Origin of the sequence: Streptomyces sp. NPDC053431, from assembly GCF_044544925.1 — a bacterium.
In the GTDB taxonomy this organism is placed as follows: Bacteria; Actinomycetota; Actinomycetes; order Streptomycetales; family Streptomycetaceae; genus Streptomyces.
Window position 1 is genome coordinate 487774 of sequence record NZ_JBITXX010000003.1, and the last position, 25311, is coordinate 513084.

The following is a 25311-nucleotide window of genomic DNA, read 5'->3' on the forward strand; positions in this document are numbered from 1 at the left end:
AGGGCGGCGCCGGTTTCCCGGGCGCCGCCCTCGCGGGCTTTCCGGCCGCCGGCCGTTTCCGTCCGCCGGCCGGGGTTCAGGCCAGCTTCGTGTCCCGGCCCACCTTCTCCCAGGCCGCCAGGTCGCCCCGCACCTGGTCGAGGTGCTGGTAGATCGTGTCGATGGAGTCGTCGCCGAGGGCGAGGCGCAGCGGCTTCTCCTCGGCGTCCAGGGCGGCCAGTACGGCGGCGGCGGCCTTGGCCGGGTCGCCCGCCTGCGTGCCGCCGCCGGTCTCGACGAAGGCACGGGTGGCGCCGACGGTGTCGGCGTAGTCGGCGATGCCGTCCTCGCTGAGGCTGTGGTTGCCGAAGAGACCCGTGCGGAAGGCGCCCGGCTCGACGATGAGGACGTGGATGCCGAGCGGGTTCACCTCGGCGGCCAGCGCCTCCGACATGCCCTCCAGGGCGAACTTCGTCGCGCTGTACGCGCCGAAGCCGGCCATCGACATCTGACCGCCGACGCTGCTCAGCTGGACGATCGCGCCGGAGCGGCGGGCCCGCATGTGGGGCAGGACGGCGCGGGTCAGGGCGGCGGGGCCGAAGACGTGCACGTCGAAGAGCGAGCGCAGTTCGGCGTCACCGGTCTCCTCGACCGAACCGACGTGCGTGCGGCCCGCGTTGTTGACCAGGACGTCGATGCGGCCGTGGCGCTCCGCGATCCCGGCGACCACCCGGTCGACGGCCGCGTGGTCGGTGACGTCCAGGGTGACCGCCTCGACCTGGTCGGGGTGCGCGGCGACCAGCTCGTCCAGGGTGCCGGCGCGGCGGGCGGCGGCGACCACGACGTCGCCGGCGGCGACCGCGGCCTCGGTGAAGGCGCGCCCGAAGCCGCTGTTCGCCCCGGTGATCAGCCAGACCTTGCTCATGTTCTCGGATTCCCCTCGTTCGTCGTGCAACCAGCCTGACTCTTAACGGCGTTGCCCGTCCAAGATCCGTCGTGATAGCCCATGGGCATGACCCTCACGGACGTGCACGGCCGGGATCTGCGCTACTTCCTCGCGGTCGCGGAGGAGCTCCACTTCACCCGTGCGGCCGAACGTCTCTACGTCTCGCAGCCGTCGCTCAGCAAACAGATCAGGGCCCTCGAACGGCAGCTCGGCGCCCCGCTCTTCGACCGGGACCGGCAGGGGGTACGGCTCACCGCGGTCGGCGCCGCCCTGCTGCCGCACGCCCGCGCCGTGCTCGCCGCCTGGGCGGAGGCCGACGGGGCCGTACGGGAGGCCCGGGCGGCGGCCGGTGCCACGCTGGTGGTCGGGATGAGCACCAGCCCGGGGCGGGGCGGGCTGCTCCCCGCGATCCGGTCCCGTTTCACCGAGGCCCGTCCGACGGCGCGGACACGGCTGCGGCAGGTCGGCTGGGAGGACCCGACGGCCGGACTCGCGGACGGCGGCAGCGACGTGGCCTTCGTGTGGCTGCCGCTGACCGGCGCGGAACGCTTCCGCTGGGTCGTCGTCGCCACCGAGCCCCGGCTCGTCGCCCTGCCGGAGTCGCATCCGCTGGCGGCCCGCGAGAGCCTCGACTTCACCGAGCTGCTCGACGAGCCCTTCCTCGCCCTGCCGGACACCGGGCCCGAACTCCGCGACTACTGGCTGGCCCTGGACGCCCGCGGCGGGCGGCCGCCGGTCGTCGGCGCCGAGATCGCCAGCGCCGACGAGACGTACGAGGCGCTGGTCGGCGGCCTCGGCATCTGCCTGGTCGCCACCGGCAACGCCCCGCTCCTCACCCGCGGCGGCGTCGTCACCCGCCCGGTCCGCGGCGTCAGCCCCAGCCGCTTCGTCCTGGCCTGGCGCGCCGACAACACCCGCGAGCTGGTCCGCGACTACGCCCGCGCGGCGGCGGCCGTGGCCCCGGACGCGCCGTGACGCGGGAGGGTCTCTAGTCCTTGTGGAACTCGCCCGGCTCGGCGTCCGTCATCGGATAGACCAGCAGCCGGTCCTCGCCCTGGTAGCGGACGATGTCGAGGTAGCCCGCGAGGCCGCCGGTGGGGCCGCACTCGGGGTCCGAGCCCGGCTCGGCCGTCTGCGGGCCGATGACCAGGGGGGTGCCCGTGCCGGCGAGCAGGGCCGTGAAGGTGCAGTGCACCGACTCGGAGGTGGGGTTCCCCTCCTCGTCGGTGCGCGGATAGCCCTGCTCGTAACGGAAGACGGCGGAGCCGATCGGCCCCTGGGTGAGCGTCACCTCGTCGGTGTAGCGGTCGACGTTCTTGCCGAACACGGTGGGGTCGTTCTTCATCCGCCAGCTGCCGAGGAACTTCGCCGGGAGGACCTCGGAACCGGTCCGCCCCTTGCGGAAGGTGGCCTTCGCGGCGCCGGAGGTCCACTCCAGGACCTCGGGCGAGCGCAGGGTGAGGGTCTGCTGGGCGGAGGGCGTGCAGCGCTGGGCGGGCACGCTGGTGGTGACGTCGGACTCGCCGAGGACGACCTTGTCCTCGTCGGCCGAGACGAGCCGGGAGCGGCCCATGCACAGGCGCTCGTCGGTGACGTGGACGTAGACGGCGGACTTGCTGCCGGCCGCGCCCTGGGTGATCTCCAGCCGGAGGGTCTCGCGGGGGTGGCTGACGGAGCCCTGAAGGATGCCCTCCCAGGCCCCGAGGAAGGTGGCGGGCACGATCCCGGACGCCCGCGCGGCGGGCGTCCCGGTGCCGCCGCGCGCCTTGTTCTCCTGACCCCCCGCACCGCCTCCGGTGCCCGGGCCGGGCCAGTACGTGTACGCCAGTGCCCCGGCCGCCGCGACGACGAGCGCGGTGACGGCGGCGACCAGCACCCCGCGGCGCCGGCGCCGGGGCGCCGCGGGGTGGCCCGGCGGTAGCGGGGTCGCGGGGGTGGGGTCGCCCGCCTCGGCGGCCGCGCTGCCCTCGGCCTCCAGGACCTTGGCGGCGTGCCGGCCGAGCCGGACCAGCACGTCGGCGGGCAGCCAGGGGTCGGTGACCTGGAGGGTGTCGACGAGCTCGGTGGCCGAGGGGCGCCCCTCCGGGTCCTTGGTGAGGCAGGCCCGGATCAGCCCGGCGAGTTCGGGCGCGAGCCCGGTGAGGTCGGGCTCCTCGTTGGCGATGCGGAACATGGTGGCGTGGACGCCGCTGTCGGACGAGCCGAACGGCGAACGCCCGGTCGCCGCGTAGACCAGCACGGACCCCAGGCAGAAGATGTCGGAGGCGGGGGTGACCCGCTCGCCGCGGACCTGCTCGGGCGACATGAATCCGGGCGAGCCGACGACCGCGCCGGTGCTGGTCAGGCCGCCGTCGGTGACGGTGTCGAGGGCGCGGGCGATGCCGAAGTCGATGATCTGCGGGCCGTCGACGGTGAGCAGCACGTTGGACGGCTTCAGGTCGCGGTGCACCAGGCCGGCGGCGTGGACGTGGGTGAGCGCGCGGGCGAGCCCCGAGGCGAGGGTCCGGACGCTGTCGGGCGGCAGCGGCCCGTACTCCTCGTTGACGACGGTGCGCAGCGAGGGGCCGGGGACGTAACCGACCGCGACCCAGGGGACGTCGGCCTCGGTGTCGGCGCCGAGCACGGGCGCGGTGCCGGTGCCGCCGACCCGCTCCAGGGCGGAGACCTCGCGGGCGAAGCGGCGCCGGAACTCGTCCTGGGCGGCCAGCTCCGGGTGCACGACCTTCACCGCGACGGCCCGTCCGCCCGCCGAACGTGCCAGGTACACCCGCCCCATGCCGCCCGTGCCGAGCCGCCCGAGCAGCCGGAACGGTCCTATGGCCACCGGGTCTTCCGCGTTCAAGGGATCCACGTCGAAAGAGAATGCCAGACCCGCCGCCCACCGGCCCGCCTCATCCCACCCCGTGGATCTCCGCGCCCTGGGGGCGGCGCCGGGCGGATGCCGGCGACTGCGGGCGGCCGCCGCCGGCCGCCGCAGGGCCCAGCCGCCGGGCCGCCCGCCGATCCCCCGGCCGGGGCCCGGCCGATCCCCCGGCCGGGCCCCGGAGGCGCGGGGGTCCCGAGGTGGGGTACCCAGACCGCCGCGTCCCTGTTGCCGGGGGTGGCGGGCGTGGGTGTAATGGCGACGAGGGGGCTTCCGCAGAGGAGATTCCCCATGCGTGTCGTCGAAGTCACCGCCTACGGCGGACCCGAGGTCCTGAGTATGGCCCGCCGCCCGGACCCCCAGCCCGGTGAGGTGCCGGGCAAGGTGCGCGTGCAGCTCAAGGCCGCCGGCATCACCATCGGGGACCTCCGGATCCGGGCCGGTCTGTACGTCGACCACATGGGTGGTCTGCGACCTCCCTTCGTCCTGGGCACGGACTTCGCGGGCAAGCTTCTCGATCCGGCGCCCGGCCCCGGGGGCACCCTGCCGGTCGGCACCCGGGTCGCGGGATTCATGCCCTGGTACGAGGAACTGTCGGGTCAGGGCACCTACGCGGAGGTCATCTGGGCGGACCCGGAGTGGTTCGCCCCGCTCCCGGACGACGTGGACTTCACCACGGCCGCGTCCGTCCCGCTGGCCGCGCTCACCGCCCTCCAGGGCATCGAACTGCTGAATCTCCCGCCCGGCGCCGTGCTGCTCGTCACCGGTGCCAGCGGCGTGGTGGGCCGTTTCGTGGTGCAGCTGGGCGCGGCGGCCGGGCTGCGCGTGATCGCCGTCTCGTACGAGGGTGACGAGCACGAGCTGAAGATCCTCGGTGCCAAGGAGTGCGTCCCCCGCGGCGAGGCCCTCGACGTGCTCCGCCAGGTGCGGGAGCACGCCCCGGAGGGTGTCGACGGCATCTTCGACGGGGCCCTGATGGGCACCGTGGCGATGGCCGTCCTGAAGGACCGCGGCGTCTTCGTCTCCTTCGCCCCGGACCGCCTCCCGGAGCCCGAGCGGGACATCCGCGTCGAGTTCGACCGCGCCCGGCCCGACGCGGGCCGTCTGAAGAGGGTCCTGGAGCAGGTGGCGGCCCGGGAGCTCATCACCCGCGTGGCCGACGTCATGCCCCTGGAGGAAGCCGCCGAGGCCCATCGCCGCGCGGAGTCGGGCCACCGGCCCGGCCGGATCGTCCTGATGATCCGCTGACCTCACGCCGTCAGCGCCGCGAACTCCGCGTCGGCCCGCTCGGTGACCAGGGCGAGCACGCGGCCGGCGGCGGCGAGGTCCTCGACGGATATGCCGCCCCAGATCCGGGCCGAGACGGGGGCGGTCGCCGCGCCGATCGTCGCCAGCAGCTCCCGTCCGGCGTCGGTGGGGCGGAGGTGCGCGCCGTCCTCGACGAGCAGCCGCCCGGCCGTCAGCACGTCGAGCGTGGCGCGGATGTCCTCCGGGTCGGCCTTCAGGGAGCCCCGGACCTGGGCGACGAGCTCCTCCGGCGTCAGCGGGGTCTCGGCGGTGACGGCGGCGCGCAGGGCGATCTGCTGCTGGAACGTGGCGCCGTGCCGGGCCAGGACGACCTCCAGGACGCCCCGGGCGGCGTAGTGCGCCAGCCCCAGGGCGCGGGCGTCGGCGAGGGGGGCGGTGGCGGCAGCGGCAGGGGTGGCGGTGGTGGTGTTCGCGGACATGCTCGTTCACTCCTCTAACGTTCGGATTACTAACGTTTCTCGCACGAACGACATTAGATCGTTCGTGCCACTAACGCAAGAGGTAATCTGCACGGCATGACCGAGACCCCCCAGACCGCCGAGATGGACGAGGCGCAGACCCCCGACCGCCTCCGCGGCCTCCCCAGTCGCCTCCTCGCCATGACCGCCGCCCGGGCCGACCGTGTGGTGAGCGAGCGCCTCGCCGCCGAGGACGCGCGCAAGTGGCACTACGCGGTGCTCGCCTCCCTCGACGAGCACGGTCCGACGAGCCAGGCCGGCCTCAGCCGGCGCACCGGCATCTATCGCAGCGATCTCGTCGCCGTCATCAACGAGCTGGAGGAGCGGGGCCATGTCGCCCGCACCCCCGACCCCGCGGACCGCCGCCGCAACGTCGTCACCCTCACCCCGCAGGGCCGCAAGCACCTCAAGCGCCTCGACAAGGTCCTCGCGGACGCGCAGGACGATCTGATGGAGCCGCTGTCCGTCGCCGAACGCGCCCTGCTCGTCGCCCTGTTGGAGCGTGTGCTGGCGCGCTGACCCGCGCTGGGCGGAAAAGTCCGGTCCGGTTCGATCCGGTCCAGACCATTGACAGGTACAGACCAATCGCGCTTTCGTGGCCTTCCCCCCACCGGAAGGACGAGCGCATGCTGCGACGTCTGCTCACCGTCCTCGCCGCGATCTGTACGGTCGTCGGCCTCGCCGTACTCCTGCCCGCCGGCCAGGCGGGCGCGGCGCCCGCCTGCGTGGCCGCCTGGAACTCCACCGGCGTCTACACGGGCGGCATGACCGCCTCGTACAACGGCCACAACTGGTACGCCAAGTGGTGGACCCAGAACGAGCGTCCCGGCACCGCGGACGTCTGGCGCGACGAGGGCGCCTGCGGCGGCGGTGGCGGTACCACCCCGCCGCCCACCACCGGATTCGTGGTGTCCCAGGCCCAGTTCGACCAGATGTTCCCGGGCCGGAACCCCTTCTACACGTACGCGGGGCTCACCGCCGCCCTCGGCGCGTACCCCGGCTTCGCCACCACGGGCAGCGACACCGTGAAGAAGCAGGAGGCCGCGGCCTTCCTCGCCAACGTCCACCACGAGACCGGCGGCCTCGTGTACGTCGTCGAGCAGAACACCGCCAACTACCCCCACTACTGCGACGCCACGCAGCCCTACGGCTGCCCCGCCGGCCAGGCCGCCTACTACGGCCGCGGCCCCATCCAGCTCTCCTGGAACTTCAACTACAAGGCCGCCGGTGACGCCCTCGGCATCAACCTCCTGGCCGACCCCTACCGTGTCGAGCGCGACGCGGCCGTCGCCTGGAAGACCGGCCTCTGGTACTGGAACACCCAGAACGGCCCCGGCACCATGACCGCCCACAACGCCATGGTCAACGGCGCCGGCTTCGGCGAGACCATCCGCTCCATCAACGGCTCCCTGGAGTGCAACGGCGGCAACCCGGCCCAGGTGCAGAGCCGGGTGACCAGGTATCAGCAGTTCACCCAGATCCTGGGCGTCCCCGCCGGGGCGAACCTGTACTGCTAGCCAAGTCGCGGACGGCCGGCGCGACACCCCGGGCGAGCCGGTGTGACATGCCCACGGCCGATGGTTAGGTTCCGAGTCGATCAACGACCGAAGGCCACGGGGGAGCCTGCGGTGGTGCGGTGTCATGCCCGCGTGCGGGCCGTGCCGGCCGGTCTCTCCCGTGCCGTCACCGAAGGAACACGATGGCCCTCAGCAGCAAGATCCGCCGCCTGGCCGCCGCCGGGGCGGCGACGCTCGCCGTCGCCGCCACGAGCCTGGTCGGCGCCTCCTCCGCCTCGGCGGACGAGATCTACTCGGGCTACACCCTGAAGAACCACGAGACCGGCCTGTGCCTGGAGTCCAGCGGCGAGAGCACCACCGCCGGCGCCCGCGTGACCCAGTGGGAGTGCAACGGCGGGCTGCACCAGCTCTGGTACGGCTCGAAGGACGCCTACGGCCGGCCCACCCTGGTCAACTCGTACAGCGGTCTCTGCCTGGACATCTCCGGCGCGAGCCGGGACCGGGGCGCCCCGCTGATCCTCTGGTACTGCAACAACGGCTGGAACCAGGTCTGGGACGAGCAGGGCCTGGCCTACGTCAACCCGACGACCGGGCACGCCGTCGACGTGCCGCAGGGCACCCACGAGTGGGGCGTCCAGATGATCGCCTGGCCGTTCAACGGCAACGACAACCAGCGCTGGGGCTACTACCCCAGCACCGGCTGGTAGTCCGGGGCTCCCCCTCACTCCGGCGTTCGGTCCAGCGCGTCCAGCGCCTCGGAGAGCCGCTCCGGGACCCGGACGTTCTCGTCGGACGCCTCCCGGCCGCCCAGCTCCTTCGTGAGCCGGGCGGCCGGTTCCGCGTGGCCCGGGTCGACGCGGCGATCGGAGACTGCCGTGAGCGGCCCTACGGAATCCGTCGCCGAACGCGCTCCCGGCAATCTGTCTCGTTGCTCCGGGTCTCGGTGGACAAGATGGCCATGGCCCGCTCCACCTGCGCTTCCTTACCCTCGGAGCCATGACCCCTCATGTCGAACCCGACCCCCGTACCGGAGCGGCCGTCAAGGCCGCCGACCGGGCGCACGTCTTCCATTCCTGGTCCGCCCAGGGCCTGATCGACCCGCTCGCCGTCGCCGGCGCGGAGGGTTCGTACTTCTGGGACTACGACGGCAACCGCTACCTGGACTTCACCAGCGCGCTCGTCTACACCAACATCGGCTACCAGCACCCCAAGGTCGTCGCCGCGATCCAGGAGCAGGCCGGCCGGCTCGCCACCTTCGCGCCCGCCTTCGCCGTGGACGTCCGCTCCGAGGCCGCACGCCTCATCGCCGAGCGCACCCCGGGCGACCTGAACAAGATCTTCTTCACCAACGGCGGCGCCGAGGCCGTCGAGAACGCCGTCCGCATGGCCCGGCTGCACACGGGCCGCCACAAGGTGCTCTCGGCCTTCCGCTCGTACCACGGCGCCACCTCCACCGCGATCAACCTGACCGGCGACCCGCGCCGCTGGGCCTCCGACACCGGTTCCGCGGGCGTCGTGCGCTTCTGGGCGCCGTTCCTCTACCGCTCGCCGTTCTACGCCGAGACCGAGCAGCAGGAGTGCGAGCGCGCCCTCGCCCACCTCGAGGACACCATCGCCTTCGAGGGCCCGCAGACCATCGCCGCGATCATCCTGGAGACCGTCCCGGGCACCGCCGGCATCATGACCCCGCCGCCCGGCTACCTGGCCGGCGTGCGCGAGATCTGCGACAGGTACGGCATCGTCTTCGTCCTCGACGAGGTCATGGCCGGCTTCGGCCGCACCGGCGCGTGGTTCGCCGCCGACCACTTCGACGTCGTGCCCGACCTGATGACCTTCGCGAAGGGCGTCAACTCCGGCTACGTGCCGCTCGGCGGCGTCGCGATCAGCGCCGAGATCGCCGCCACCTTCGAGACCCGCCCCTACCCCGGTGGCCTCACCTACTCCGGGCACCCGCTGGCCTGCGCCGCCGCCGTCGCCACCCTTCAGGTGATGGAGGAGGAGAAGGTCGTCGAGCACGCCGCCCACATCGGCGAGAACGTCATCGGCCCCGCCCTGCGCGAGCTCGCCGAGCGCCACCCCTCGGTCGGCGAGGTGCGCGGCCTCGGTGTCTTCTGGGCCCTCGACCTGGTCAGGAACAAGGAGACCCGCGAGCCGCTCGTCCCGTACAACGCGACGGGCGAGGCCAACGCGCCGATGGCCGCCTTCGGCGCCGCGGCGAAGAAGAACGGCCTGTGGCCCTTCATCAACATGAACCGCACGCACGTCGTCCCGGCCTGCAACGTCTCCGAGGCGGAGGTCAAGGAGGGTCTCGCGGCCCTCGACGCGGCGCTGTCGGTCGCCGACGAGCACACGGTCTGAGGCCTCCGGCGTCACACCGTGTGACCTGATCGGCCCTCTCCGCGGTCTGGACTAGGGTGTCCGGGAGCCGGACGGAGGGGGCCGACCACTATGCCCGCGAGCGGAGCTGTCACCCGCAACACCCTGCGGCAGCAGATCGCGGACGCGCTGCGTGACGAGGTCCTCGCGGGGCGTCTCCAGCCCGGTGAGGAGTTCACCGTCAAGCAGATCGCCGAGCAGTACGGCGTGTCCGCGACGCCGGTGCGCGAGGCCCTCGTCGACCTCTGCGCGCAGGGGCTGCTCGACTCCGACCAGCACCGGGGCTTCCGCGTGCACCAGTTCTCGGTCGACGACTACCGGGGCATGGTCGAGGCCCGGATGCTCGTCGTCGACGGCATCTTCCGCCGCCACGCCCCGCACCCCGCGCCCGGCGAACCCGACCTCTCCTACGGGGTCGCGCTGGTGTCGATCCGCCGCCGTGGCGAGGCGGCCGCCCGCGCCGCCCGGGCCGGTGACCTGGACGTCCTCATCGGCTACGACATCCGCTACTGGCGCGAGCTGGGCCGGCTGGTCTCGGCGAACGACCACATCGCCGACTTCCTGCACCGGCTGCGCGTCCAGGCATGGGTCTTCTCCGTGCCCTACCTGCGCTCCGACCGCGATCTGGTGGGCTGGCTGTGGAGCGGCCACGTCGACCTGGTGGACGCGATCACCCGCGGCGACGCGGAGGGCGCGGTCGCGGTCGTACGGGACTACAACACGCGCTCGCTGGAGTGGGCGGACCGGCTGGACCGGCGTTCGGGCCGTACGGGTTGAGGAGGCCCTTCCGGGGGCAGGCACCCAGCGGGTGTGCGGGGCGTGCGGGCCCGACTACCCTGGCCGTCCCTGCACCCGAGCCCGTAACTGACGGAGAGCGAGCCTCCCTTGGCCTGTGACCTGTGGCTGGTCCCCCTCGTCGACGTGCTGTGCCACAGCCCCGACAACCCCTTCGCCGAAGAGATCGCCGTCTACGACCACGCGCTGACCGCGGCCGGCCTGCCGACCGTGCCCGTCTACGCGTACATGCCGGGGCTCTCCGGGGACGTCGCTCCGGTCGCCGGCTTCGACTACGAGGCCCTGCACTTCCTGCGCCGCGCCTACCTGCTCCAGATCTGCGGGCTGCCCGTCGAGCCGGTCGGCGAGCTCGGCGGCGACTACGAGCAGCTCCTGGAGATGTTCGAGTCGACGGCCCAGCAGTCCCACCTGGTGTGGCACTACGACCACGCCGGCGCCTACGTGCCGGTCGACTTCCCCGTGCCGCTGTCCAACGACGAGCTCCTGGAGGGCGGCGGCCCGCTCGGCTCCTCGCAGGGGCTGCTGCGCGAGCTGGAGTTCGTCGCGCCCGCGATCGGCATCGACCCGGCCAACCCGCCGGCCGCGCCGCGCCCGCCGGAGCGGCCCACCGCCCTGGACGAGCCGGCGGCCCCGGTCCCCTACCAGGACGACAGCCCCTTCGCCCGGGAGCGGCACGTCTGGCTGGGCCTGCACGCGGCGGCCACCCGGAGCCTCGGCCAGGGCTCCATGATCATCCTCAGCTGAGCCACCGGCCCCCGCACCGCCGAGCCAACGCCCCGGCCCGCACCCGCACCCGCACCCTCACCCTCACCCGAGCGAGGCGTCGCCCCCCTCCCGCACGGGTACGCATCCGGCCAGGGGCCCGCCGTACCCGTACGGGACCACCCGTACGGGCCTCAGCGCGGCTCCGGCGGCCGCTGCCGCGGCATGTTCGGGCGGGTGCCCGGCGGCAGCGGGAAGCGGCCGGAGGGGTGGCCGCTCTCGGGGCGGGCCGGGGTCGTGCCGACCGCCTGCAGGGCCAGCGGCGCCGGGCCCGAGCGGAACTCGACCATCCAGTCCGCCGTCTCGGCCCGCACCAGCTCCGTCACGTCCTCGGAGAAGCGGCGCAGTACGCCCAGACAGCGCTCGGCGGCCTCGCTGGCCGTGCCCTCGGTGGGGCCGAGGACCTCGCGCACGCTCTCCGACGCCCAGTCGAACTGCAGGGCCTGCAGCCGCCGCTGCACGGCCTGCGCGGTGGCCACGTCCCTTATCCAGCCCGAGGTCAGGCCGAAGTAGCGGTCGCAGGCCAGACAGGCCGCGCCCAGCAGCAGCGACAGATAGCCCCAGCCGGCGGTCCCCTCGGCCGCGCCGGTCAGGTCGAGGAGCGGCAGCGCGGCGCCCGCGATCACCCCGAGGGCCGTGCCGACGCGCAGCGCGCGGGCGCAGCGGCGTTTCCAGACGCGGTCGGAGAGATACCACTCGGCGGTGCGCAGCGCGTTGGACTCGACCCAGCGGTAGAGCTCGTCGAGGCGCTCGGCGGGCTCGCCCCAGTCGCCCAGCGGGAAGGGCGAACCGGTCAGATCGCGGTGCGCGGCCGGACCTCCGGGCCTGCCCGGGCCTTCGGGATTCCCCGGCTGCGGCTGCATGTCCGGCTGCTGGCTCACCGGGGAACTCCTCTGTTCAGCTCAGCGCTCGTGTCCTTCTGTGACGTGCGGTGCACGTGGTGCCTGCCCTTCCTACCGCCGAATGGTGGGCTGTGGGCCCGGAATCCCGGGATTTCCGCCCGCAAGAGGGTGTTGATCAGGTAGAGGAGCCCGCAGTTTCTCACTCGAAAGTGTTGTGTCGGCACCCCGGTCGGGGACCACGTAGGCTCGGCTCAGCGACATCCGCATCCGCATCAGCATCCGCGTACGCAGACCAGCAGGAGTGAGTGACCGTGATCCCCGGTGGTGGCCAGCCCAACATGCAGCAGCTCCTCCAGCAGGCCCAGAAGATGCAGCAGGACCTCGCCCGCGCGCAGGAGGAGCTCGCGCGGACCGAGGTCGACGGCCAGGCGGGCGGTGGTCTGGTGAAGGCGACCGTGACCGGCTCGGGCGAGCTGCGCGGCCTGGTGATCGACCCGAAGGCGGTCGACCCGGAGGACACCGAGACCCTGGCCGACCTGATCGTGGCCGCCGTGCAGGCCGCCAACGAGAACGCGCAGCAGCTCCAGCAGGACAAGCTGGGCCCGCTGGCGCAGGGCCTCGGCGGGGTGCCGGGGCTGGGCTTCTGACCCCGCGGCTTTCCCCCGTACACCTTCTAAGGCTGGTTTCCAGCCACTACCGTAAGAATCAAGCACTCCCGAGAAGGGCGTTCCGTTGTACGAAGGCGTGGTTCAGGACCTCATCGACGAACTGGGCAGGCTGCCCGGCGTCGGTCCCAAGAGCGCGCAGCGGATCGCCTTCCACGTCCTCCAGGCAGAGCCCACCGACGTGCGACGGCTCGCCCAGGCGCTCCTGGAGGTCAAGGAGAAGGTCAGGTTCTGCGCGGTCTGCGGCAACGTGGCCCAGCAGGAGCAGTGCAACATCTGCCGCGACCCGCGCCGGGACCTGACCGTCATCTGTGTGGTCGAGGAGCCCAAGGACGTCGTCGCCATCGAGCGGACCCGTGAGTTCCGCGGGCGCTACCACGTGCTCGGCGGCGCGATCAGCCCCATCGAGGGCGTCGGCCCGGACGACCTGCGGATCCGTGAGCTGCTCGCGCGGCTCGCGGACGGCACCGTCACCGAGCTGATCCTGGCCACCGACCCGAATCTGGAGGGCGAGGCCACCGCGACCTATCTGGCGCGGATGATCAAGCCCATGGGCCTGAAGGTGACGCGTCTCGCCAGCGGTCTGCCGGTCGGCGGCGACCTGGAGTACGCCGACGAGGTCACCCTGGGGCGTGCCTTCGAGGGGCGGCGGCTGCTAGATGTATGACGACGAACGGGTCCGTGCGCACGACGGCGCACTCTCAGGGAGGCTCCTCGATGTCTGACGCCACGCTGCACTCCATCACGCAGGACCCGGACGACTTCGCCGTCCAGATCGCGGACTCGATCGAGAGCTTCATCGTCGCGACGACCGAGGTCGCCAAGGGCGACGAGCCCGACAGCGCGGTGCCGTTCCTGCTCCTGGAGGTCTCCCAGCTGCTCCTCGCGGGCGGCCGGCTCGGCGCGCACGAGGACATCGTCCCGGACGAGCGCTACGAGCCCGACGCGGGTCCCGACATGGACATGGACGACCTGCGCGAGCGCTTCGCGGTCATGCTGGAGCCGGTGGACGTCTTCTCGGAGGTCTTCGACCCGTACGAGCCGCGCAAGGCGCCCGTGCCGGCCCGGATCTCCGACAATCTCGCCGACATCGTCACCGACCTGCGGCACGGCCTCGCCCACTACCGGGCCGGCCGGACGAGCGAGGCGCTGTGGTGGTGGCAGTTCTCGTACTTCTCCAACTGGGGCCCCACCGCCTCCGCGACCCTGCGCGCGCTGCAGTCGCTGGTCGCCCACGTCCGCCTCGACCAGCCGCTGGCGGCGCTCGACGGGCTGGACACGGACGAGGACCTCACGGAGGACGATCTCGCCGAGGAGGCGGGGCGCGTGATGGCGGCGGAGCTGGGCGGGCTGGGCCGGCGCGAGGGCTGACGGGGCGGGGGAGACACCGCTTACAGGCGGCCCGCTTCCACGATGCGGCTCAGGAAGCGGCGGGTGCGGGCGTGGGTGGGCGCGCCGAAGACCTCGGCGGGGGTGCCGCGCTCCAGGACGACCCCGTTCTCCAGGAAGCAGACCTGGTCGGCGACCTCGCGGGCGAAGCCCATCTCGTGGGTGGCGATGACCATGGTCATGCCCTCCTCCTTGAGGTCCCGGACGACGTTCAGGACCTCGCCGACCAGCTCCGGGTCCAGCGCCGCCGTCACCTCGTCGAGGAGCAGCAGCCGGGGCCGGCTCGCGAGGGCGCGGGCGATCGCCACGCGCTGCTGCTGGCCGCCGCTGAGCCGGTCCGGGTACTCGCCGGCCTTGGCGCCGAGCCCGAGCCGGTCGAGCAGCTCGCGGGCCCGGTCCTCGGCCTCCCGGCGCTCGGCCTTGTGCACGCGGCGCGGGGCGAGGGTGATGTTGTCGAGCACGCTCATGTGCGGGAAGAGGTTGTACGCCTGGAAGACGACGCCGATCCGGCGCCGTACGGCGTCCGCGTCGACGCGCGGGTCGGTGATCTCCTCGTCGTCCAGGAAGATCGCGCCGTCGTCGATCTCCTCCAGGAGGTTGGCGCAGCGCAGCAGGGTCGACTTGCCGGAGCCCGAGGCGCCGATGAGCACGGTGACCGTGTGCGGGGGGACGGCCAGGTCGACGTCACGCAGGACGACGGTGGACCCGTACGTCTTGCGGACGGACTCCAGGCGGAGGACCGGGGGCGGCGTCATACGGTGCCTCCCTGCGACTGGCGCCGGTTCATGCGCGCGGTGACCCAGTCGGTGAACCGGGTCATGGGGATGGTGAGCACGACGAAGACCAGTCCGGCCACGACGTACGCGGTGTAGTTGAAGGTCTTGCCGGCCAGGATCTGCGCCGCGTACACGGCGTCGACCGCGCCCGCGATGGACACCAGGCCGGTGTCCTTCTGCAGCGAGACGAGGTCGTTGAGCAGCGGCGGCACGACCCGTCGTACGGCCTGTGGCAGCACGACGAAGCGCATGGTCTGCGCGCTGGACAGGCCGAGCGAGCGGGCCGCGGCCCGCTGGCTGGGGTGGACGCTCTCGATGCCGGCCCGGAAGACCTCGGCCATGTACGCGGAGTACGTCAGCACGAGGGCCGTGCCGCCGAGGACCACCGGGTCGGTGGGGACGCCCTGGAGGCGCAGCGCGGGCACGCCGAAGATCACCACGAGCAGGCAGATGATGAGCGGCAGGCCGCGGAAGAAGTCGACGTACGCGGTGGCGAGGGCGCGCAGCGGGAACAGCGCCGGGCCGCGCAGGGTGCGGGCGACGGCGAGCAGCAGGCCGAGGACGAGCGTGACGGCGCCGCAGACCACGAGCAGGCGCAGGTTGAGCCAGAGGCCGTCGATGACCTGGGGCAGCGCCTGGCGCGCGTACTCCGCGCTGAAGAAGGTCTCCTTGGTGCGCGGCCAGCCGGGGGAGCCGGTGATGACGAGGTACAGCACCACCAGGGTGACGGTGGTGCTGAGGGTGGCGACCGCGGTCGCGCGGCGGGTGCGGGAGCGCTTGTACCGCTCGCGCTCGATCCGCCGCGCGGACGGGGTGTAGGCCTCCTCGGGCGCGTCGTGGGACGTGTCCCGGGGCGCGTCCTCGGACGCGTCCTCCTTCGTGACGGTCACTTGAGCACCGGCGCGCCCGCCGCCTCCGACAGCCACTGCTTCTCGATGGCGGCGAGGGTGCCGTCCTTGCGGAGGGCGTCGACGGCCTGCGAGACGCAGGAGGTCAGCGCGGAGCCCTTGTCGAGGACCAGGCCGAACTGCTCCTGGGCGCCGCCGGTGGTCTCGAACTGGCCGACCACCTTGGCCTCGGGGACCTCGGCGCCTGTGATGTAGAAGGCGGTGGGCAGGTCCACGACGATCGCGTCGACCTGGCCGTTCTTGAGGGCGGCCTTGGCGAGGTCGTTCTTCTGGAAGACGGCCGGCTGCTGCTCCGGCTTGATCTGCTGGTTGATCACGTCGAGGCTGGTCGTGCCGACCTGCGCGCCGAGCTTGGCGCCCTTGAGGTCGGTGAGGCTGCTCGCCTTCGCCGCCTTGGAGTCCTTGAGGGCGATGACGGCCTGGCGGACGTCGTAGTAGCCGCTGGAGAGGTCCACGGCCTTGCGGCGGTCTTCGTTGATCGACACCTGGTTGATGTCGAAGTCGAAGGTCTTCTCGCCGGGCGCGAAGGCGTTGTTGAAGGCGACCTTCTGCCAGACGACGTCGCCCTGGGCGAACCCGAGCTTCCGGGCGACGGCGTAGGCGACGGCTGACTCGTAGCCCTTGCCGTTGGCCGGGGCGTCGTCCTGGAACCAGGGGGCGTACGCGGGCGTGTCGGTGCCGACGGTCAGCTTGCCCTTGGCCTTGGTGGCGAGCGTGCCGGGGGCGCAGGACGCGGGCTTCCCGGCGGCCGAGGCGGAGGCGGACGGCCCGCCGGTGCTCTCCGGCTGCGGCGCGCAGCCGGACGCGGCGAGGGCGACGAGGACGGAGGCCGCTGCCAGGGTGAGGCTGTGACGAGGACGCATGACCCGGAGGTTGGCACCCGTACGGGCGTCTGTCCAGGTCACAAAGCTGCCGTCTCGTATGCCGAAACGTTTGTTGAGGGGGTGTGACGGGGGCGTTGCGGGGCGGCCGACCGTGCGGGTGATCACTTCCTGAGCCACGTATCTCAGCATGCGGTATCCGGGTGGCGTTTCAGCGTCCCTCGTTAGACTGAGCCGACCGCAGTGCCAGCTGTGGCAAGGACTGAGCGAGGAGCGCACGTGGGCCTTGTCGTGCAGAAGTACGGAGGCTCCTCCGTTGCCGATGCCGAGGGCATCAAGCGCGTCGCCAAGCGGATCGTGGAAGCCAAGAAGAACGGCCACCAGGTGGTCGTCGTGGTTTCCGCGATGGGCGACACGACGGACGAGTTGATCGATCTCGCCGAGCAGGTATCCCCGATGCCGGCCGGCCGTGAGTTCGACATGCTGCTGACCGCCGGAGAGCGGATCTCCATGGCCCTGCTGGCCATGGCGATCAAAAACCTGGGCCACGAGGCCCAGTCGTTCACGGGCAGCCAGGCCGGTGTCATCACCGACTCGGTCCACAACAAAGCGCGCATCATCGACGTCACGCCGGGCCGTATCCGTACGGCGCTCGACGAGGGCAACATCGCCATCGTCGCCGGCTTCCAGGGCGTGTCCGCCGACAAGAAGGACATCACCACCCTGGGCCGCGGCGGCTCCGACACGACCGCCGTCGCCCTGGCCGCCGCGCTCGACGCCGAGGTCTGCGAGATCTACACGGACGTCGACGGCGTGTTCACGGCCGACCCGCGCGTGGTGAAGAAGGCGAAGAAGATCGACTGGATCTCCTTCGAGGACATGCTGGAGCTCGCCGCCTCGGGCTCCAAGGTGCTGCTGCACCGGTGCGTCGAGTACGCACGCCGCTACAACATCCCGATCCACGTCCGCTCCTCCTTCTCGGGGCTGCAGGGCACGTGGGTCAGCAACGAACCGACAGGGGATCTGAAGGTGGAGCAGGCCATCATCTCCGGTGTCGCCCACGACACCTCCGAGGCCAAGATCACGGTCGTCGGCGTGCCGGACAAGCCGGGCGAGGCCGCGGCCATCTTCCGGGCCGTCGCCGACGCCGAGATCAACATCGACATGATCGTGCAGAACGTGTCCGCCGCCTCCACCGGGCTCACGGACATCTCCTTCACGCTCCCCAAGGCCGAGGGCCGCAAGGCCATCGACGCCCTGGAGAAGACGAAGCCCGTCATCGGCTTCGACTCGCTCCGCTACGACGACCAGATCGGCAAGATCTCCCTGGTCGGCGCCGGTATGAAGACGAACCCCGGGGTCACCGCGGACTTCTTCAAGGCGCTGTCCGACGCGGGCGTCAACATCGAGCTGATCTCCACCTCGGAGATCCGCATCTCGGTGGTCACCCGCGCCGACGACGTCAACGAGGCCGTGCGCGCCGTCCACACCGCCTTCGGTCTGGACAGCGACTCGGACGAGGCCGTCGTGTACGGCGGCACCGGCCGCTGACCGCCGGAACCCTCCGATGAGCGGCAAGCCGACGCTCGCGGTCGTGGGAGCGACCGGGGCCGTCGGTGCGGTGCTGCTCCAGATGCTCACGCACCACGCGGACGTCTGGGGCGAGATCCGACTCCTCGCCTCCTCCCGCACGGCCGGCCTCCCCCACGCTCTCGACTCCGTTCGAGCAGGGGGGACCCGGAAGCTGTCCGTGCGGGGGGAGGAGAGCGAGGTCCTCGCGCTGAGCGAGGAGAACCTGACGGGCGTCGACCTCGCCCTCTTCCTCGTGCCCGGCGACGTCGCCGCGCGCTGGGCGCCGATCGCCGCCGCCAAGGGCGCGGTGGTCGTGGACACCTCCGCGGCGTTCCGGGCCGACCCCGACGTGCCGCTCGTGGTGCCCGAGATCAACCGGTCCGCCGTGCGGATCAGGCCGCGCGGCATCGTCGCGAGTCCCGGCTGCACCACCCTGGCGCTGATCGTCGCCGTGGGCGCGCTGCACGCCGAGTTCGGGCTCGCGGAGCTCGTCGTGACCGCCCAGCAGGCCGCCAGCGGCGCCGGCCGGGCGGGGACGGGCACGCTGCGCGAGCAGCTGGCCCTGGTCACCGACGGCGAGCTCGGCACGCACCCCGGCGACGTGCGGCGCGCCGTCGGCGAGCGCACCGGGCCCTTTCCCGGGCCGCTCGCCCTCAACGTGCTGCCCTGGTCCGGGGCGCCGGCCGCCGACGGCTGGTCCTCCGAGGAGCTGGCCGTGCGCGAGGAGACCCGCAAGATCCTCGACCTGCCGGGGCTGCGGGTGGCCGCCACCTGCCTCCGGGTGCCGGTCGTGACCGGGCACTCGGCGTCCGTGCACGCCCGCTTCGAGCGCCCGGTGACCGTCGCGCGCGCCCACGAGATCCTGGCGACCTCGCCCGGTGTGGTGCTGTACGACGACCCCGCCACGGGCGACTTCCCGACGCCCGCCGACGTGGTGGGCACCGACCCGACCTGGGTGGGGCGGGTGCGGCGGTCGCCGGACGACGAGCGGGACCTGGAGTTCTTCGTGTGCGGGGACAACCTGCGCAAGGGGGCGGCGCTGAACGCCCTGCAGATCGCCGAACAGATCGCGGGGGAGATCGCGGGCGAGGTCGCGCCGGGAGCCGCCGGAGCGGGCGGCTGAACGAGCGGGCCCGCGACTGGCCGGATCTCGCCGTCCCGACCTGCCCGGGTGTCCGGAAATCGGCATCGCCTCCCCGTTGAAGTTTGTAGGATCCGTGAAAGCCCTGTGAGCAAATCGGCTTCAGATGGCTCTTGATCAGGTCATATGTCCTGGACGACGATGCTGTTCCGTCCCCTCTGCAACCGGTGGTCGGGCGGAAGCGTCTTCGCGTGCACCCAGGACCATGTGACGTGGAGCACGCCGCACACAGCGGGGCATCGGGGAGAACGGGTACGCAATGAGGGCATACGACGCGCCGTCAAAACCGGTGCCGTACGCGTACAACCCTGACGGGGGGAAGCGTGTCCAACAGGCGTGGCAGAGGTACTCGACATCGCGGCGGTCATCCCGTTGCACGGCACCGTGGTGCGCCCGCTCAGGCGGCCGCGCCCGGTCGGCGGCATCCCGGTGATCGCGCCCGTGCCCACCAGGACCCGACCGGCCGCCGTGAGCGGCATCCCGGCGCCCCGCGAGGGCGCTGACGACACGATGGCTGCCGGCACCACCGTCGACCACCTCACCGAGACCTACCGCGCCCACTACCGTTCGCTGCTCGGTCTCGCCGCGCTCCTCCTCGACGACACTGCCTCCTGCGAGGACGTCGTACAGGAGGCCTTCATCCGGGTCCACTCGGCGCGCGGCCGGGTGCGGGACCCCGAGAAGACCCTGGCCTACCTGCGCCAGACCGTGGTCAACCTCTCGCGGTCCGCGCTGCGCCGACGCATCCTCGGCCTCAAGCTGCTCTCCAAGCCCATGCCCGACATGGCCAGCGCGGAGGAGGGCGCCTACGACCAGCTGGAGCGGGACGCGCTCATCAAGGCCATGCGCGGCCTCCAGCGGCGGCAGCGCGAGGTCCTGGTGCTGCGATACTTCGCCGACATGACGGAGGCGCAGGTGGCGGAGACGCTCGGCATCTCCCTCGGGTCGGTCAAGGCGTACGGCTCCCGCGGCATCGCGGCGCTGCGCGTCGCCATGGAGGCCGCGTCATGAGCGGGCCGCCGGCCGGGCACGACCGGCAGGACCGGCCGGACGGGTACGGCCGGCAGGACGAGCACGACCAGCACGGTGACCGGGACGATCTGAGTGGACGCGGGATGGTGAACGAAGCGCCGGAGAACGGCACGCCCGACGAGCTGGCGCTACGGCGGCTGCTCCAGGGCGCGGTGTCCGGTCTCGAACCCTCCGACGGCGCGCTCGAACACCTGCGCCGCGCCGTGCCCGCCCGCCGGGCGCGCAAGCGGCAGGCGGTCGTCGGTATGGCCGCCGCGGCCGTGCTGGTCGGCACCGCCGTCCCGGCCCTGGTGCACGTGGCCTCCTCGGGCGGGATCTCCGCCGACAAGGCGATCAACGCCGGGCACGGCGAGCAGGCCCAGGGCGGCACCGGCACCGAGACCGGCATCGAGGGCGGTCAGAAGACCGCCGACCCGCCCGTCGGTACGGCGGCGCCCAGCCCCGGCGGCTCCGCCGAGGGGGCCGGGAAGCCCACCGCGTCGGCGCAGGACCCCGCCGGCGGCACCGGCGGGGGCAGCACCCCGTCCGGCGGTGCCCCGGACGCGCGGCCGGTCTGCGCGGCCGACCAGCTGGGCATCAGCTCGGTGCAGACGGGAGCGCCCGACGCGAGCGGGAAGGTCTACGGGACCTTCCGTATCGCCAACGTCTCCGGCCGCGACTGCCTGGTCGGCGGTGCCGGCCGGGTCGGCTTCGCGGCGCGCGGCGCGGCCGACGCGGCGAAGATCGCGGTCGTGGCGCACACCCCCGGGGACGCGGCGAGCGGTCTGCCCGACCCCTCGCAGGAATCGGCCTCGCTGATCCTGACCCCGGACAACGCGTACGAGGTGCGGTTCGCCTGGATCCCCAGCGAGACCTGCCCCACCACGGGCACCACGCCGACGCCGACCCCCAGTCCCACCGGCGGCGGCTCCTCGTCGAGCGGCGGGGCCACCGGCTCGACGGGCACCGCCCCGGGCGAGAACGCGGCCGGCCCCCAGCTCGTGACGGACGGCACCCCGGCGGACGGCAGCGTCGAGGTCACCCACACCGCGGACCCGGGCGGCCCGGTGGCGGCGGCGACCATTCCCAACGCGTGCGCGGGCACGATCTACCGGACCGGGGTCCTGGACGCCTCCTGAGGCCGGACTCGGGTCCTGGACACCTTCCGGGGTCGGACCGGGGCCCTGGACGCCTCCGCAAGTCGGACCGGGGTCGGACCGGGGTCGGACCGGGGTCGGACCGGGGTCTGGAGCTCCTTCTGAGGGCTCCTCCGGAGTCGGACCGGGATCCTGGAGCACTCCTGTCCTGAGCGGACCCCGGGCCCGCTGCGGGCTCAGGGGCCCACGGCGGGTTCTAGAGCCCGAGGGCGGCGTCCCGTGAGGCCTCCAGCTCGCGGCGCAGCAGCCGGAACCACATGAAGACCACGAAGCCGGCGAAGACGAACCACTCGGCCGTGTAGCCCAGGTTCTGGAAGGCCTTCATGTCCAGGCTCGTGCCCGCGGCGGCGGCCGGCGGCACCGGGGTCAGCCCCGCGGGCGAGTGGGTCAGGGTGATCCAGGCGTCGTAGACGTCGTCCTGCACCACGTTCACCAGCGAGGCGGCGCTGATCATGCCGAGCTGCCCCTCGGGGAGCCCGCCGGCCGCGTTCACGCCCTTGCCGCCCGCATTCTCCGAGGCCTGCAGCGCGCCCGTCACGGTGACCTCGCCAGACGGCGGGGCCGGCGCCTTCGCGCCCGCCGGCAGCCAGCCGCGGACCACGGGGAGCGCCTTGCCGCCGTCCGTCTTCAGGAGCGTGAGCACGTACGCGCCGGAGCGCCCGTCGAGCTCGCGGCCGGGCACCAGGAACTGCTGCCCGAACCGCCCGCTGGCCCGGGCGATCCGGCCCGAGGTCTCCTGGTCCACCGGCAGCAGCGAGTCCAGCGCCTCGGCGGGCCGGGCCTCCGGGTCGGGACGCCGCTCGGCCTCCTGGTGGGATGCGACGCGGTCCTCGAACTTGCCCATCTGCCAGGTCCCCATGAACACGCAGAACGGGATCGCCAGCAGCACGAAGACGTTGATCCCCCACCAGCGGGGCGTTCTCAGGAACCGGTACACACCCCCACGGTACGCAAGCGGGCTCACGCCTCCGTCGGCCGGGTCCCCGGTGTCCCCAGGTGCCGGGCGGCGAAGTCGAGGTCGAGCGCGACCTGCTTGATCCGCTCGTCCACCACCAGCGAGCCGTGCCCCGCGTCGTACCGGTAGACCTCGTGCACGGCGCCCCGCGCGGCCAGCCGGGCCACGTAGTTGTCGATCTGGCGGATCGGGCAGCGCGGGTCGTTGACCCCGGCCGAGATGTGCACCGGGGCCTTCACCGCGTCCACGTACGTCAGCGGCGAGGACGCGGCGAAGCGCTCCGGCACCTCCTCGGGGGAGCCGCCGAGCAGGGTGCGGTCCAGCGCCTTCAGGGCCTCCATCTCGTCCTCGTACGCCGTCACGTAGTCGGCGACGGGCACGGCGGCCAGGCCGACCGCCCAGGCGTCCGGCTGGGTGCCGAGGCCGAGCAGGGTGAGATAGCCGCCCCAGGAGCCGCCGGCGAGGACCAGCCGCTCCGGGTCGGCGAGGCCGCTCGCCACCGCCCATTCCCGGACCGCGGCGATGTCCTCCAGCTCGATCAGGCCGACCCGGTGCTTGAGCGCGTCCGTCCACTCCCGGCCGTAGCCGGTGGAGCCGCGGTAGTTCACCCGCACCACCGCGTAGCCGTGGTCGACCCAGGCCGCCGGGCCGGAGGCGAAGGCGTCGCTGTCGTGCCAGGTCGGTCCGCCGTGCACCTCGAAGACCGTGGGGAACGGCCCCTCGCCCTCCGCCGGGCGCTGCACCAGGGCGTGCACGCGGCCGCCGGGGCCCTCCACCCACACGTCCTCCACCGGCACCGACGGCGGCGCCTTCGGGCCGGGCGGGTCGAGGACGACCGAGCCGTCCGTGGAGCGCACCACCGGCGGCCGGGCGGCCGAGGACCACAGATACTCCACGGACCCGTCCGGGCGGGCCGTCGCGCTCGACACCGTGCCCGCGGGAGTCTCCACCCGGACCAGGGCGCCGGTGGCGAGCTCGTACCGCCAGAGCTCGCTGCGCGCCTCGAAGCCGTGCACGATCAGGAGGCCGGAGCCGTCCGGATACCACTCGGCCGACACGTCGCCCGGCAGGTCGAGCCGCAGGTCGGTCTCGACGCCCGTGGCCACGTCCCACAGCATCGGCTCCCAGCGGCCGCGCCGCTGGTGCCCGACGAGCAGCCGGGTGTCGCCGGCCACCGGCGCGAAGCCGAGCACGCTCAGGCCGAGCTCCTCCGTGCCGCCCTTGGTGTCGTCGAGCTCGGCGAGCACCGACGCGTCCTCCGCGCGCAGCACACGGATCGCCGAGTGCATCGCGTCTCCGTGCTCGGTGTGCTCGACGGCGACGAGGCGCGCGTCGTGCGAGAGGTCGCCGACGCCCGCCGACTCCCGGTGCCGGTAGATCTCCACCGCGGCGTCCGCGCCCGGGCGCAGCAGGTGCACCGTCGAGCCGTCCTCGTCCGTGGAACGGCCCACCACCACCGTGCCGTCCCGGCCGAGGGCGAGGCCGGCCGGGTAGGAGGCGGCGAGTCCGGGCACGGCGGGCTCGTCCGGGCCGCTCGCGAAGGGCTGGCGCATCCACACGCCGAACTCGTCGCCGTCGGTGTCGGCGAACCACCAGATCCACCGCCCGTCCGGGCTGAGCGTGCCGTCCGTCGTGCCGTTCGGCCGGTCGGTGACCTGGCGCCGCGTGCCGGTCGCGCGGTCCCACGCGTACAGCTCGTACGTCCCCGTCGCGTTCGACACGAACAGCGAGCGGTCCGGGGCCTCCTCGGCCCACTCGGGCAGCGAGACCCGCGGGGCGCGGAAGCGCTGCTCCCAGGCGGGGGCCGCCGCGAAGTCCTCGAAGGCGCCGCCGGTGTCCGTGCCGGCGGCCGTGGTGTCGTCCGTGCGCTCAGTCATGGAGCCATCATGCTCTGCCCGGCCGGCAATTCGTTCGCCCCGTCCGCAGCCTGTGGATAACCTCCCGGGCATGTACGCACCGACCCCTGAGGACTGGCACGCGGCCAACCGGGCCCGCTGGGACGAGCGAGTTCCCCTGCACGTGGCCAGCGAGTTCTACGACCTGGACGCCTTCCGCGCCGGCAAGGACGCCCTGCGCGACTTCGAGCTCGCCGAGGTCGGCGACGTCACCGGACGCTCGCTGCTGCACCTCCAGTGCCACATCGGCCTGGACACCCTGTCCTGGGCCCGGCACGGCGCGGACCGCGTGGTCGGCCTGGACTTCTCCGAGCCGGCCGTGGACGTGGCCCGCTCCCTCGCGGCCGACCTCGGCCTCACGCCGGAGCGGGCCGCCTTCGTCGCCGCCGACGCCTACGACGCGGCCGAGGCCGTGCCGGACTCCTCGTACGACGTCGTCTACACCGGCGGCGGGGCGCTGAACTGGCTGCCCGACATCGAGCGCTGGGCCGAGACGGCCGCCTCGCTGGTCGCGCCGGGCGGCTTCCTCTACGTCGCCGAGTTCCACCCGATCACCGACTCGTTCGACGACGAGACGGCGACCCGGCTGGTCCACGACTACTTCGTGCGCGAGCCGTGGGTGGACACCTCGACCGGCACGTACGCGGACCTCGACGCCGCCACCGTCCACAACCGCAGCGTCGAGTGGGTGCACCCGGTCGGCGAGGTCGTCACGGCGATCGCGAAGGCGGGGCTGCGGATCGAGTTCCTGCACGAGCACGACGTGACGCTGTTCCCGCGCTTCCACGCGCTCGCGCGGCACGAGGACGGCTACTACCGCTTCCCGGCCGACCGGCCCCGCTTCCCGCTGATGTACTCGATCAGGGCCTCGAAGGCGTAGCGGAGGGCGTGAGCCTGATGACGGCGCGCCCGCCCGCCAGATCCACCGTGGAGTGGTGCGGCGGGGCGCCGTCCTCCTCGTCGTCGCGCATCACGAGGGAGCTCTGGCGCTCCTTCAGCTCGTTCTGCTTGCCCTGCGAGAAGGTGGCGTGGAGCTGCTCGAAACCGGTCGAGGAGACCTGGCCGCGGCGCCGCCCGCGCCCCGTGGCGCGCAGGATCTGATCGCCGAGGGCGAGCACCGTCAGCAGGATGACCAGACCGGGAAGCGTCACGAACACGGCGAACTCCATGCCCGC

General features: G+C 72.9%; 27 protein-coding genes. 16 read left to right on the forward strand and 11 right to left on the reverse strand.

Going from position 1 to position 25311, the window contains the following annotated elements; genetic code table 11:
* Positions 1-76: 76 nt before the first annotated feature.
* Positions 77-904, reverse strand: coding sequence for an oxidoreductase (locus ACIGXE_RS11710; protein ID WP_399745984.1), 828 nt, complete (start codon positions 902-904; stop codon positions 77-79).
* Between the two features lie 87 nt (positions 905-991).
* On the opposite strand from ACIGXE_RS11710, the gene ACIGXE_RS11715 reads away from it, so the two are divergent.
* A complete protein-coding gene (locus tag ACIGXE_RS11715) occupies positions 992-1900 on the forward strand; it encodes a LysR family transcriptional regulator (RefSeq protein ID WP_399745986.1) in 909 nt (302 codons plus the stop codon).
* A gap of 13 nt (positions 1901-1913) precedes the next feature.
* Here the strand turns inward: ACIGXE_RS11715 and ACIGXE_RS11720 are convergent, their stop codons facing one another.
* Positions 1914-3776, reverse strand: coding sequence for a serine/threonine-protein kinase (locus ACIGXE_RS11720; RefSeq protein WP_399745988.1), 1863 nt, complete (start codon positions 3774-3776; stop codon positions 1914-1916).
* Positions 3777-4079: 303 nt separating this feature from the next.
* Here ACIGXE_RS11720 and ACIGXE_RS11725 point away from each other — a divergent pair, with 303 nt between their 5' ends.
* Complete coding sequence (locus ACIGXE_RS11725) at positions 4080-5036, forward strand: NADP-dependent oxidoreductase (protein WP_399745990.1); 957 nt, start codon at positions 4080-4082, stop codon at positions 5034-5036.
* 2 nt (positions 5037-5038) lie between these two features.
* Here the strand turns inward: ACIGXE_RS11725 and ACIGXE_RS11730 are convergent, their stop codons facing one another.
* The gene (locus tag ACIGXE_RS11730) at positions 5039-5515 is read right to left on the reverse strand and encodes a MarR family transcriptional regulator (protein WP_399745992.1); all 477 of its coding nucleotides are present in this window, start codon (positions 5513-5515) and stop codon (positions 5039-5041) included.
* A gap of 96 nt (positions 5516-5611) precedes the next feature.
* Here ACIGXE_RS11730 and ACIGXE_RS11735 point away from each other — a divergent pair, with 96 nt between their 5' ends.
* The 3 genes from ACIGXE_RS11735 to ACIGXE_RS11745 all read left to right on the forward strand — a co-directional run bounded on the left by ACIGXE_RS11735 (position 5612) and on the right by ACIGXE_RS11745 (position 7778).
* Complete coding sequence (locus tag ACIGXE_RS11735) at positions 5612-6073, forward strand: MarR family winged helix-turn-helix transcriptional regulator (RefSeq protein WP_399745994.1); 462 nt, start codon at positions 5612-5614, stop codon at positions 6071-6073.
* A 107-nt stretch (positions 6074-6180) separates the two neighbouring features.
* Positions 6181-7071, forward strand: a complete 891-nt coding sequence (locus ACIGXE_RS11740) for a glycoside hydrolase family 19 protein (protein WP_399745996.1) — start codon at positions 6181-6183, stop codon at positions 7069-7071.
* 182 nt (positions 7072-7253) lie between these two features.
* On the forward strand, positions 7254-7778 hold the full coding sequence (locus ACIGXE_RS11745) for an RICIN domain-containing protein (RefSeq protein ID WP_399745998.1): 525 nt from the start codon (positions 7254-7256) through the stop codon (positions 7776-7778).
* Positions 7779-7792: 14 nt separating this feature from the next.
* On the opposite strand, the gene ACIGXE_RS11750 is transcribed toward ACIGXE_RS11745, so the two are convergent.
* Complete coding sequence (locus ACIGXE_RS11750) at positions 7793-7990, reverse strand: hypothetical protein (protein WP_399746000.1); 198 nt, start codon at positions 7988-7990, stop codon at positions 7793-7795.
* A 77-nt stretch (positions 7991-8067) separates the two neighbouring features.
* On the opposite strand from ACIGXE_RS11750, the gene ACIGXE_RS11755 reads away from it, so the two are divergent.
* The 3 genes from ACIGXE_RS11755 to ACIGXE_RS11765 all read left to right on the forward strand — a co-directional run bounded on the left by ACIGXE_RS11755 (position 8068) and on the right by ACIGXE_RS11765 (position 10986).
* Positions 8068-9429, forward strand: a complete 1362-nt coding sequence (locus ACIGXE_RS11755) for an aspartate aminotransferase family protein (protein ID WP_399746002.1) — start codon at positions 8068-8070, stop codon at positions 9427-9429.
* 90 nt (positions 9430-9519) lie between these two features.
* Complete coding sequence (locus ACIGXE_RS11760) at positions 9520-10224, forward strand: GntR family transcriptional regulator (RefSeq protein WP_399746004.1); 705 nt, start codon at positions 9520-9522, stop codon at positions 10222-10224.
* A 108-nt stretch (positions 10225-10332) separates the two neighbouring features.
* Positions 10333-10986: a hypothetical protein gene (locus ACIGXE_RS11765; protein ID WP_399746006.1), complete on the forward strand. Its 654-nt coding sequence runs from the start codon at positions 10333-10335 to the stop codon at positions 10984-10986.
* Between the two features lie 152 nt (positions 10987-11138).
* Here ACIGXE_RS11765 and ACIGXE_RS11770 read toward each other — a convergent pair whose 3' ends face one another.
* Positions 11139-11867 carry an SLATT domain-containing protein gene (locus tag ACIGXE_RS11770; RefSeq protein WP_399746358.1) on the reverse strand — a complete coding sequence of 243 codons (729 nt, stop codon included), beginning with the start codon at positions 11865-11867 and terminating at the stop codon, positions 11139-11141.
* A 290-nt stretch (positions 11868-12157) separates the two neighbouring features.
* Here ACIGXE_RS11770 and ACIGXE_RS11775 point away from each other — a divergent pair, with 290 nt between their 5' ends.
* The 3 genes from ACIGXE_RS11775 (at position 12158) to ACIGXE_RS11785 (ending at position 13882) form a co-directional block, all read left to right on the forward strand.
* Entirely contained in the window at positions 12158-12493 is a 336-nt protein-coding gene (locus ACIGXE_RS11775) for a YbaB/EbfC family nucleoid-associated protein (protein ID WP_399746360.1), read from the forward strand.
* A gap of 85 nt (positions 12494-12578) precedes the next feature.
* Positions 12579-13178, forward strand: a complete 600-nt coding sequence (gene recR, locus ACIGXE_RS11780; protein ID WP_132915978.1) for a recombination mediator RecR — start codon at positions 12579-12581, stop codon at positions 13176-13178.
* A gap of 50 nt (positions 13179-13228) precedes the next feature.
* Positions 13229-13882 carry a DUF5063 domain-containing protein gene (locus ACIGXE_RS11785; RefSeq protein WP_399746008.1) on the forward strand — a complete coding sequence of 218 codons (654 nt, stop codon included), beginning with the start codon at positions 13229-13231 and terminating at the stop codon, positions 13880-13882.
* A 20-nt stretch (positions 13883-13902) separates the two neighbouring features.
* On the opposite strand, the gene ACIGXE_RS11790 is transcribed toward ACIGXE_RS11785, so the two are convergent.
* The 3 genes from ACIGXE_RS11790 to ACIGXE_RS11800 are packed head-to-tail and all read right to left on the reverse strand — an operon-like array spanning position 13903 to position 16447.
* Positions 13903-14655 (reverse strand): amino acid ABC transporter ATP-binding protein, encoded by a 753-nt coding sequence (locus ACIGXE_RS11790; protein ID WP_399746010.1) that lies wholly within the window; start codon positions 14653-14655, stop codon positions 13903-13905.
* A complete protein-coding gene (locus ACIGXE_RS11795) occupies positions 14652-15566 on the reverse strand; it encodes an amino acid ABC transporter permease (protein ID WP_399746012.1) in 915 nt (304 codons plus the stop codon). The genes ACIGXE_RS11790 and ACIGXE_RS11795 overlap by 4 nt, the downstream gene beginning before the upstream one ends.
* On the reverse strand, positions 15563-16447 hold the full coding sequence (locus tag ACIGXE_RS11800) for an ABC transporter substrate-binding protein (RefSeq protein WP_399746014.1): 885 nt from the start codon (positions 16445-16447) through the stop codon (positions 15563-15565). Before ACIGXE_RS11800 ends, ACIGXE_RS11795 begins: the two co-directional genes overlap by 4 nt.
* 237 nt (positions 16448-16684) lie before the next feature.
* On the opposite strand from ACIGXE_RS11800, the gene ACIGXE_RS11805 reads away from it, so the two are divergent.
* The 4 genes from ACIGXE_RS11805 (at position 16685) to ACIGXE_RS11820 (ending at position 21268) form a co-directional block, all read left to right on the forward strand.
* Positions 16685-17956, forward strand: coding sequence for an aspartate kinase (locus ACIGXE_RS11805; protein ID WP_376626790.1), 1272 nt, complete (start codon positions 16685-16687; stop codon positions 17954-17956).
* 16 nt (positions 17957-17972) lie between these two features.
* On the forward strand, positions 17973-19100 hold the full coding sequence (locus ACIGXE_RS11810) for an aspartate-semialdehyde dehydrogenase (RefSeq protein ID WP_399746017.1): 1128 nt from the start codon (positions 17973-17975) through the stop codon (positions 19098-19100).
* Between the two features lie 354 nt (positions 19101-19454).
* Entirely contained in the window at positions 19455-20129 is a 675-nt protein-coding gene (locus ACIGXE_RS11815; RefSeq protein WP_399746019.1) for a SigE family RNA polymerase sigma factor, read from the forward strand.
* Positions 20126-21268, forward strand: coding sequence for a hypothetical protein (locus ACIGXE_RS11820; protein WP_399746021.1), 1143 nt, complete (start codon positions 20126-20128; stop codon positions 21266-21268). Before ACIGXE_RS11815 ends, ACIGXE_RS11820 begins: the two co-directional genes overlap by 4 nt.
* 214 nt (positions 21269-21482) lie before the next feature.
* Here ACIGXE_RS11820 and ACIGXE_RS11825 read toward each other — a convergent pair whose 3' ends face one another.
* The gene (locus tag ACIGXE_RS11825; RefSeq protein WP_399746023.1) at positions 21483-22223 is read right to left on the reverse strand and encodes an SURF1 family protein; all 741 of its coding nucleotides are present in this window, start codon (positions 22221-22223) and stop codon (positions 21483-21485) included.
* A 23-nt stretch (positions 22224-22246) separates the two neighbouring features.
* On the reverse strand, positions 22247-24118 hold the full coding sequence (locus ACIGXE_RS11830; RefSeq protein WP_399746025.1) for a prolyl oligopeptidase family serine peptidase: 1872 nt from the start codon (positions 24116-24118) through the stop codon (positions 22247-22249).
* A 70-nt stretch (positions 24119-24188) separates the two neighbouring features.
* Here ACIGXE_RS11830 and ACIGXE_RS11835 point away from each other — a divergent pair, with 70 nt between their 5' ends.
* A complete protein-coding gene (locus ACIGXE_RS11835; protein WP_399746027.1) occupies positions 24189-25016 on the forward strand; it encodes a class I SAM-dependent methyltransferase in 828 nt (275 codons plus the stop codon).
* On the opposite strand, the gene ACIGXE_RS11840 is transcribed toward ACIGXE_RS11835, so the two are convergent.
* Positions 24997-25305, reverse strand: a complete 309-nt coding sequence (locus tag ACIGXE_RS11840; RefSeq protein WP_399746029.1) for a DUF6191 domain-containing protein — start codon at positions 25303-25305, stop codon at positions 24997-24999. The genes ACIGXE_RS11835 and ACIGXE_RS11840 overlap by 20 nt on opposite strands.
* Positions 25306-25311: the final 6 nt, after the last annotated feature.

What these genes read in the sequence shown, in the direction of transcription:
- ACIGXE_RS11710 (WP_399745984.1), bottom strand. Translation starts at nt 904, where the DNA reads ATGAGCAAGGTCTGGCTGATCACCGGGGCGAACAGCGGCTTCGGGCGC.
- ACIGXE_RS11715 (WP_399745986.1), top strand. Translation starts at nt 992, where the DNA reads ATGACCCTCACGGACGTGCACGGCCGGGATCTGCGCTACTTCCTCGCG.
- ACIGXE_RS11725 (WP_399745990.1), top strand. Translation starts at nt 4,080, where the DNA reads ATGCGTGTCGTCGAAGTCACCGCCTACGGCGGACCCGAGGTCCTGAGT.
- ACIGXE_RS11730 (WP_399745992.1), bottom strand. Translation starts at nt 5,515, where the DNA reads ATGTCCGCGAACACCACCACCGCCACCCCTGCCGCTGCCGCCACCGCC.
- ACIGXE_RS11735 (WP_399745994.1), top strand. Translation starts at nt 5,612, where the DNA reads ATGACCGAGACCCCCCAGACCGCCGAGATGGACGAGGCGCAGACCCCC.
- ACIGXE_RS11740 (WP_399745996.1), top strand. Translation starts at nt 6,181, where the DNA reads ATGCTGCGACGTCTGCTCACCGTCCTCGCCGCGATCTGTACGGTCGTC.
- ACIGXE_RS11745 (WP_399745998.1), top strand. Translation starts at nt 7,254, where the DNA reads ATGGCCCTCAGCAGCAAGATCCGCCGCCTGGCCGCCGCCGGGGCGGCG.
- ACIGXE_RS11755 (WP_399746002.1), top strand. Translation starts at nt 8,068, where the DNA reads ATGACCCCTCATGTCGAACCCGACCCCCGTACCGGAGCGGCCGTCAAG.
- ACIGXE_RS11760 (WP_399746004.1), top strand. Translation starts at nt 9,520, where the DNA reads ATGCCCGCGAGCGGAGCTGTCACCCGCAACACCCTGCGGCAGCAGATC.
- ACIGXE_RS11770 (WP_399746358.1), bottom strand. Translation starts at nt 11,867, where the DNA reads ATGCAGCCGCAGCCGGGGAATCCCGAAGGCCCGGGCAGGCCCGGAGGT.
- ACIGXE_RS11785 (WP_399746008.1), top strand. Translation starts at nt 13,229, where the DNA reads ATGTCTGACGCCACGCTGCACTCCATCACGCAGGACCCGGACGACTTC.
- ACIGXE_RS11790 (WP_399746010.1), bottom strand. Translation starts at nt 14,655, where the DNA reads ATGACGCCGCCCCCGGTCCTCCGCCTGGAGTCCGTCCGCAAGACGTAC.
- ACIGXE_RS11800 (WP_399746014.1), bottom strand. Translation starts at nt 16,447, where the DNA reads ATGCGTCCTCGTCACAGCCTCACCCTGGCAGCGGCCTCCGTCCTCGTC.
- ACIGXE_RS11810 (WP_399746017.1), top strand. Translation starts at nt 17,973, where the DNA reads ATGAGCGGCAAGCCGACGCTCGCGGTCGTGGGAGCGACCGGGGCCGTC.
- ACIGXE_RS11820 (WP_399746021.1), top strand. Translation starts at nt 20,126, where the DNA reads ATGAGCGGGCCGCCGGCCGGGCACGACCGGCAGGACCGGCCGGACGGG.
- ACIGXE_RS11830 (WP_399746025.1), bottom strand. Translation starts at nt 24,118, where the DNA reads ATGACTGAGCGCACGGACGACACCACGGCCGCCGGCACGGACACCGGC.
- ACIGXE_RS11835 (WP_399746027.1), top strand. Translation starts at nt 24,189, where the DNA reads ATGTACGCACCGACCCCTGAGGACTGGCACGCGGCCAACCGGGCCCGC.
- ACIGXE_RS11840 (WP_399746029.1), bottom strand. Translation starts at nt 25,305, where the DNA reads ATGGAGTTCGCCGTGTTCGTGACGCTTCCCGGTCTGGTCATCCTGCTG.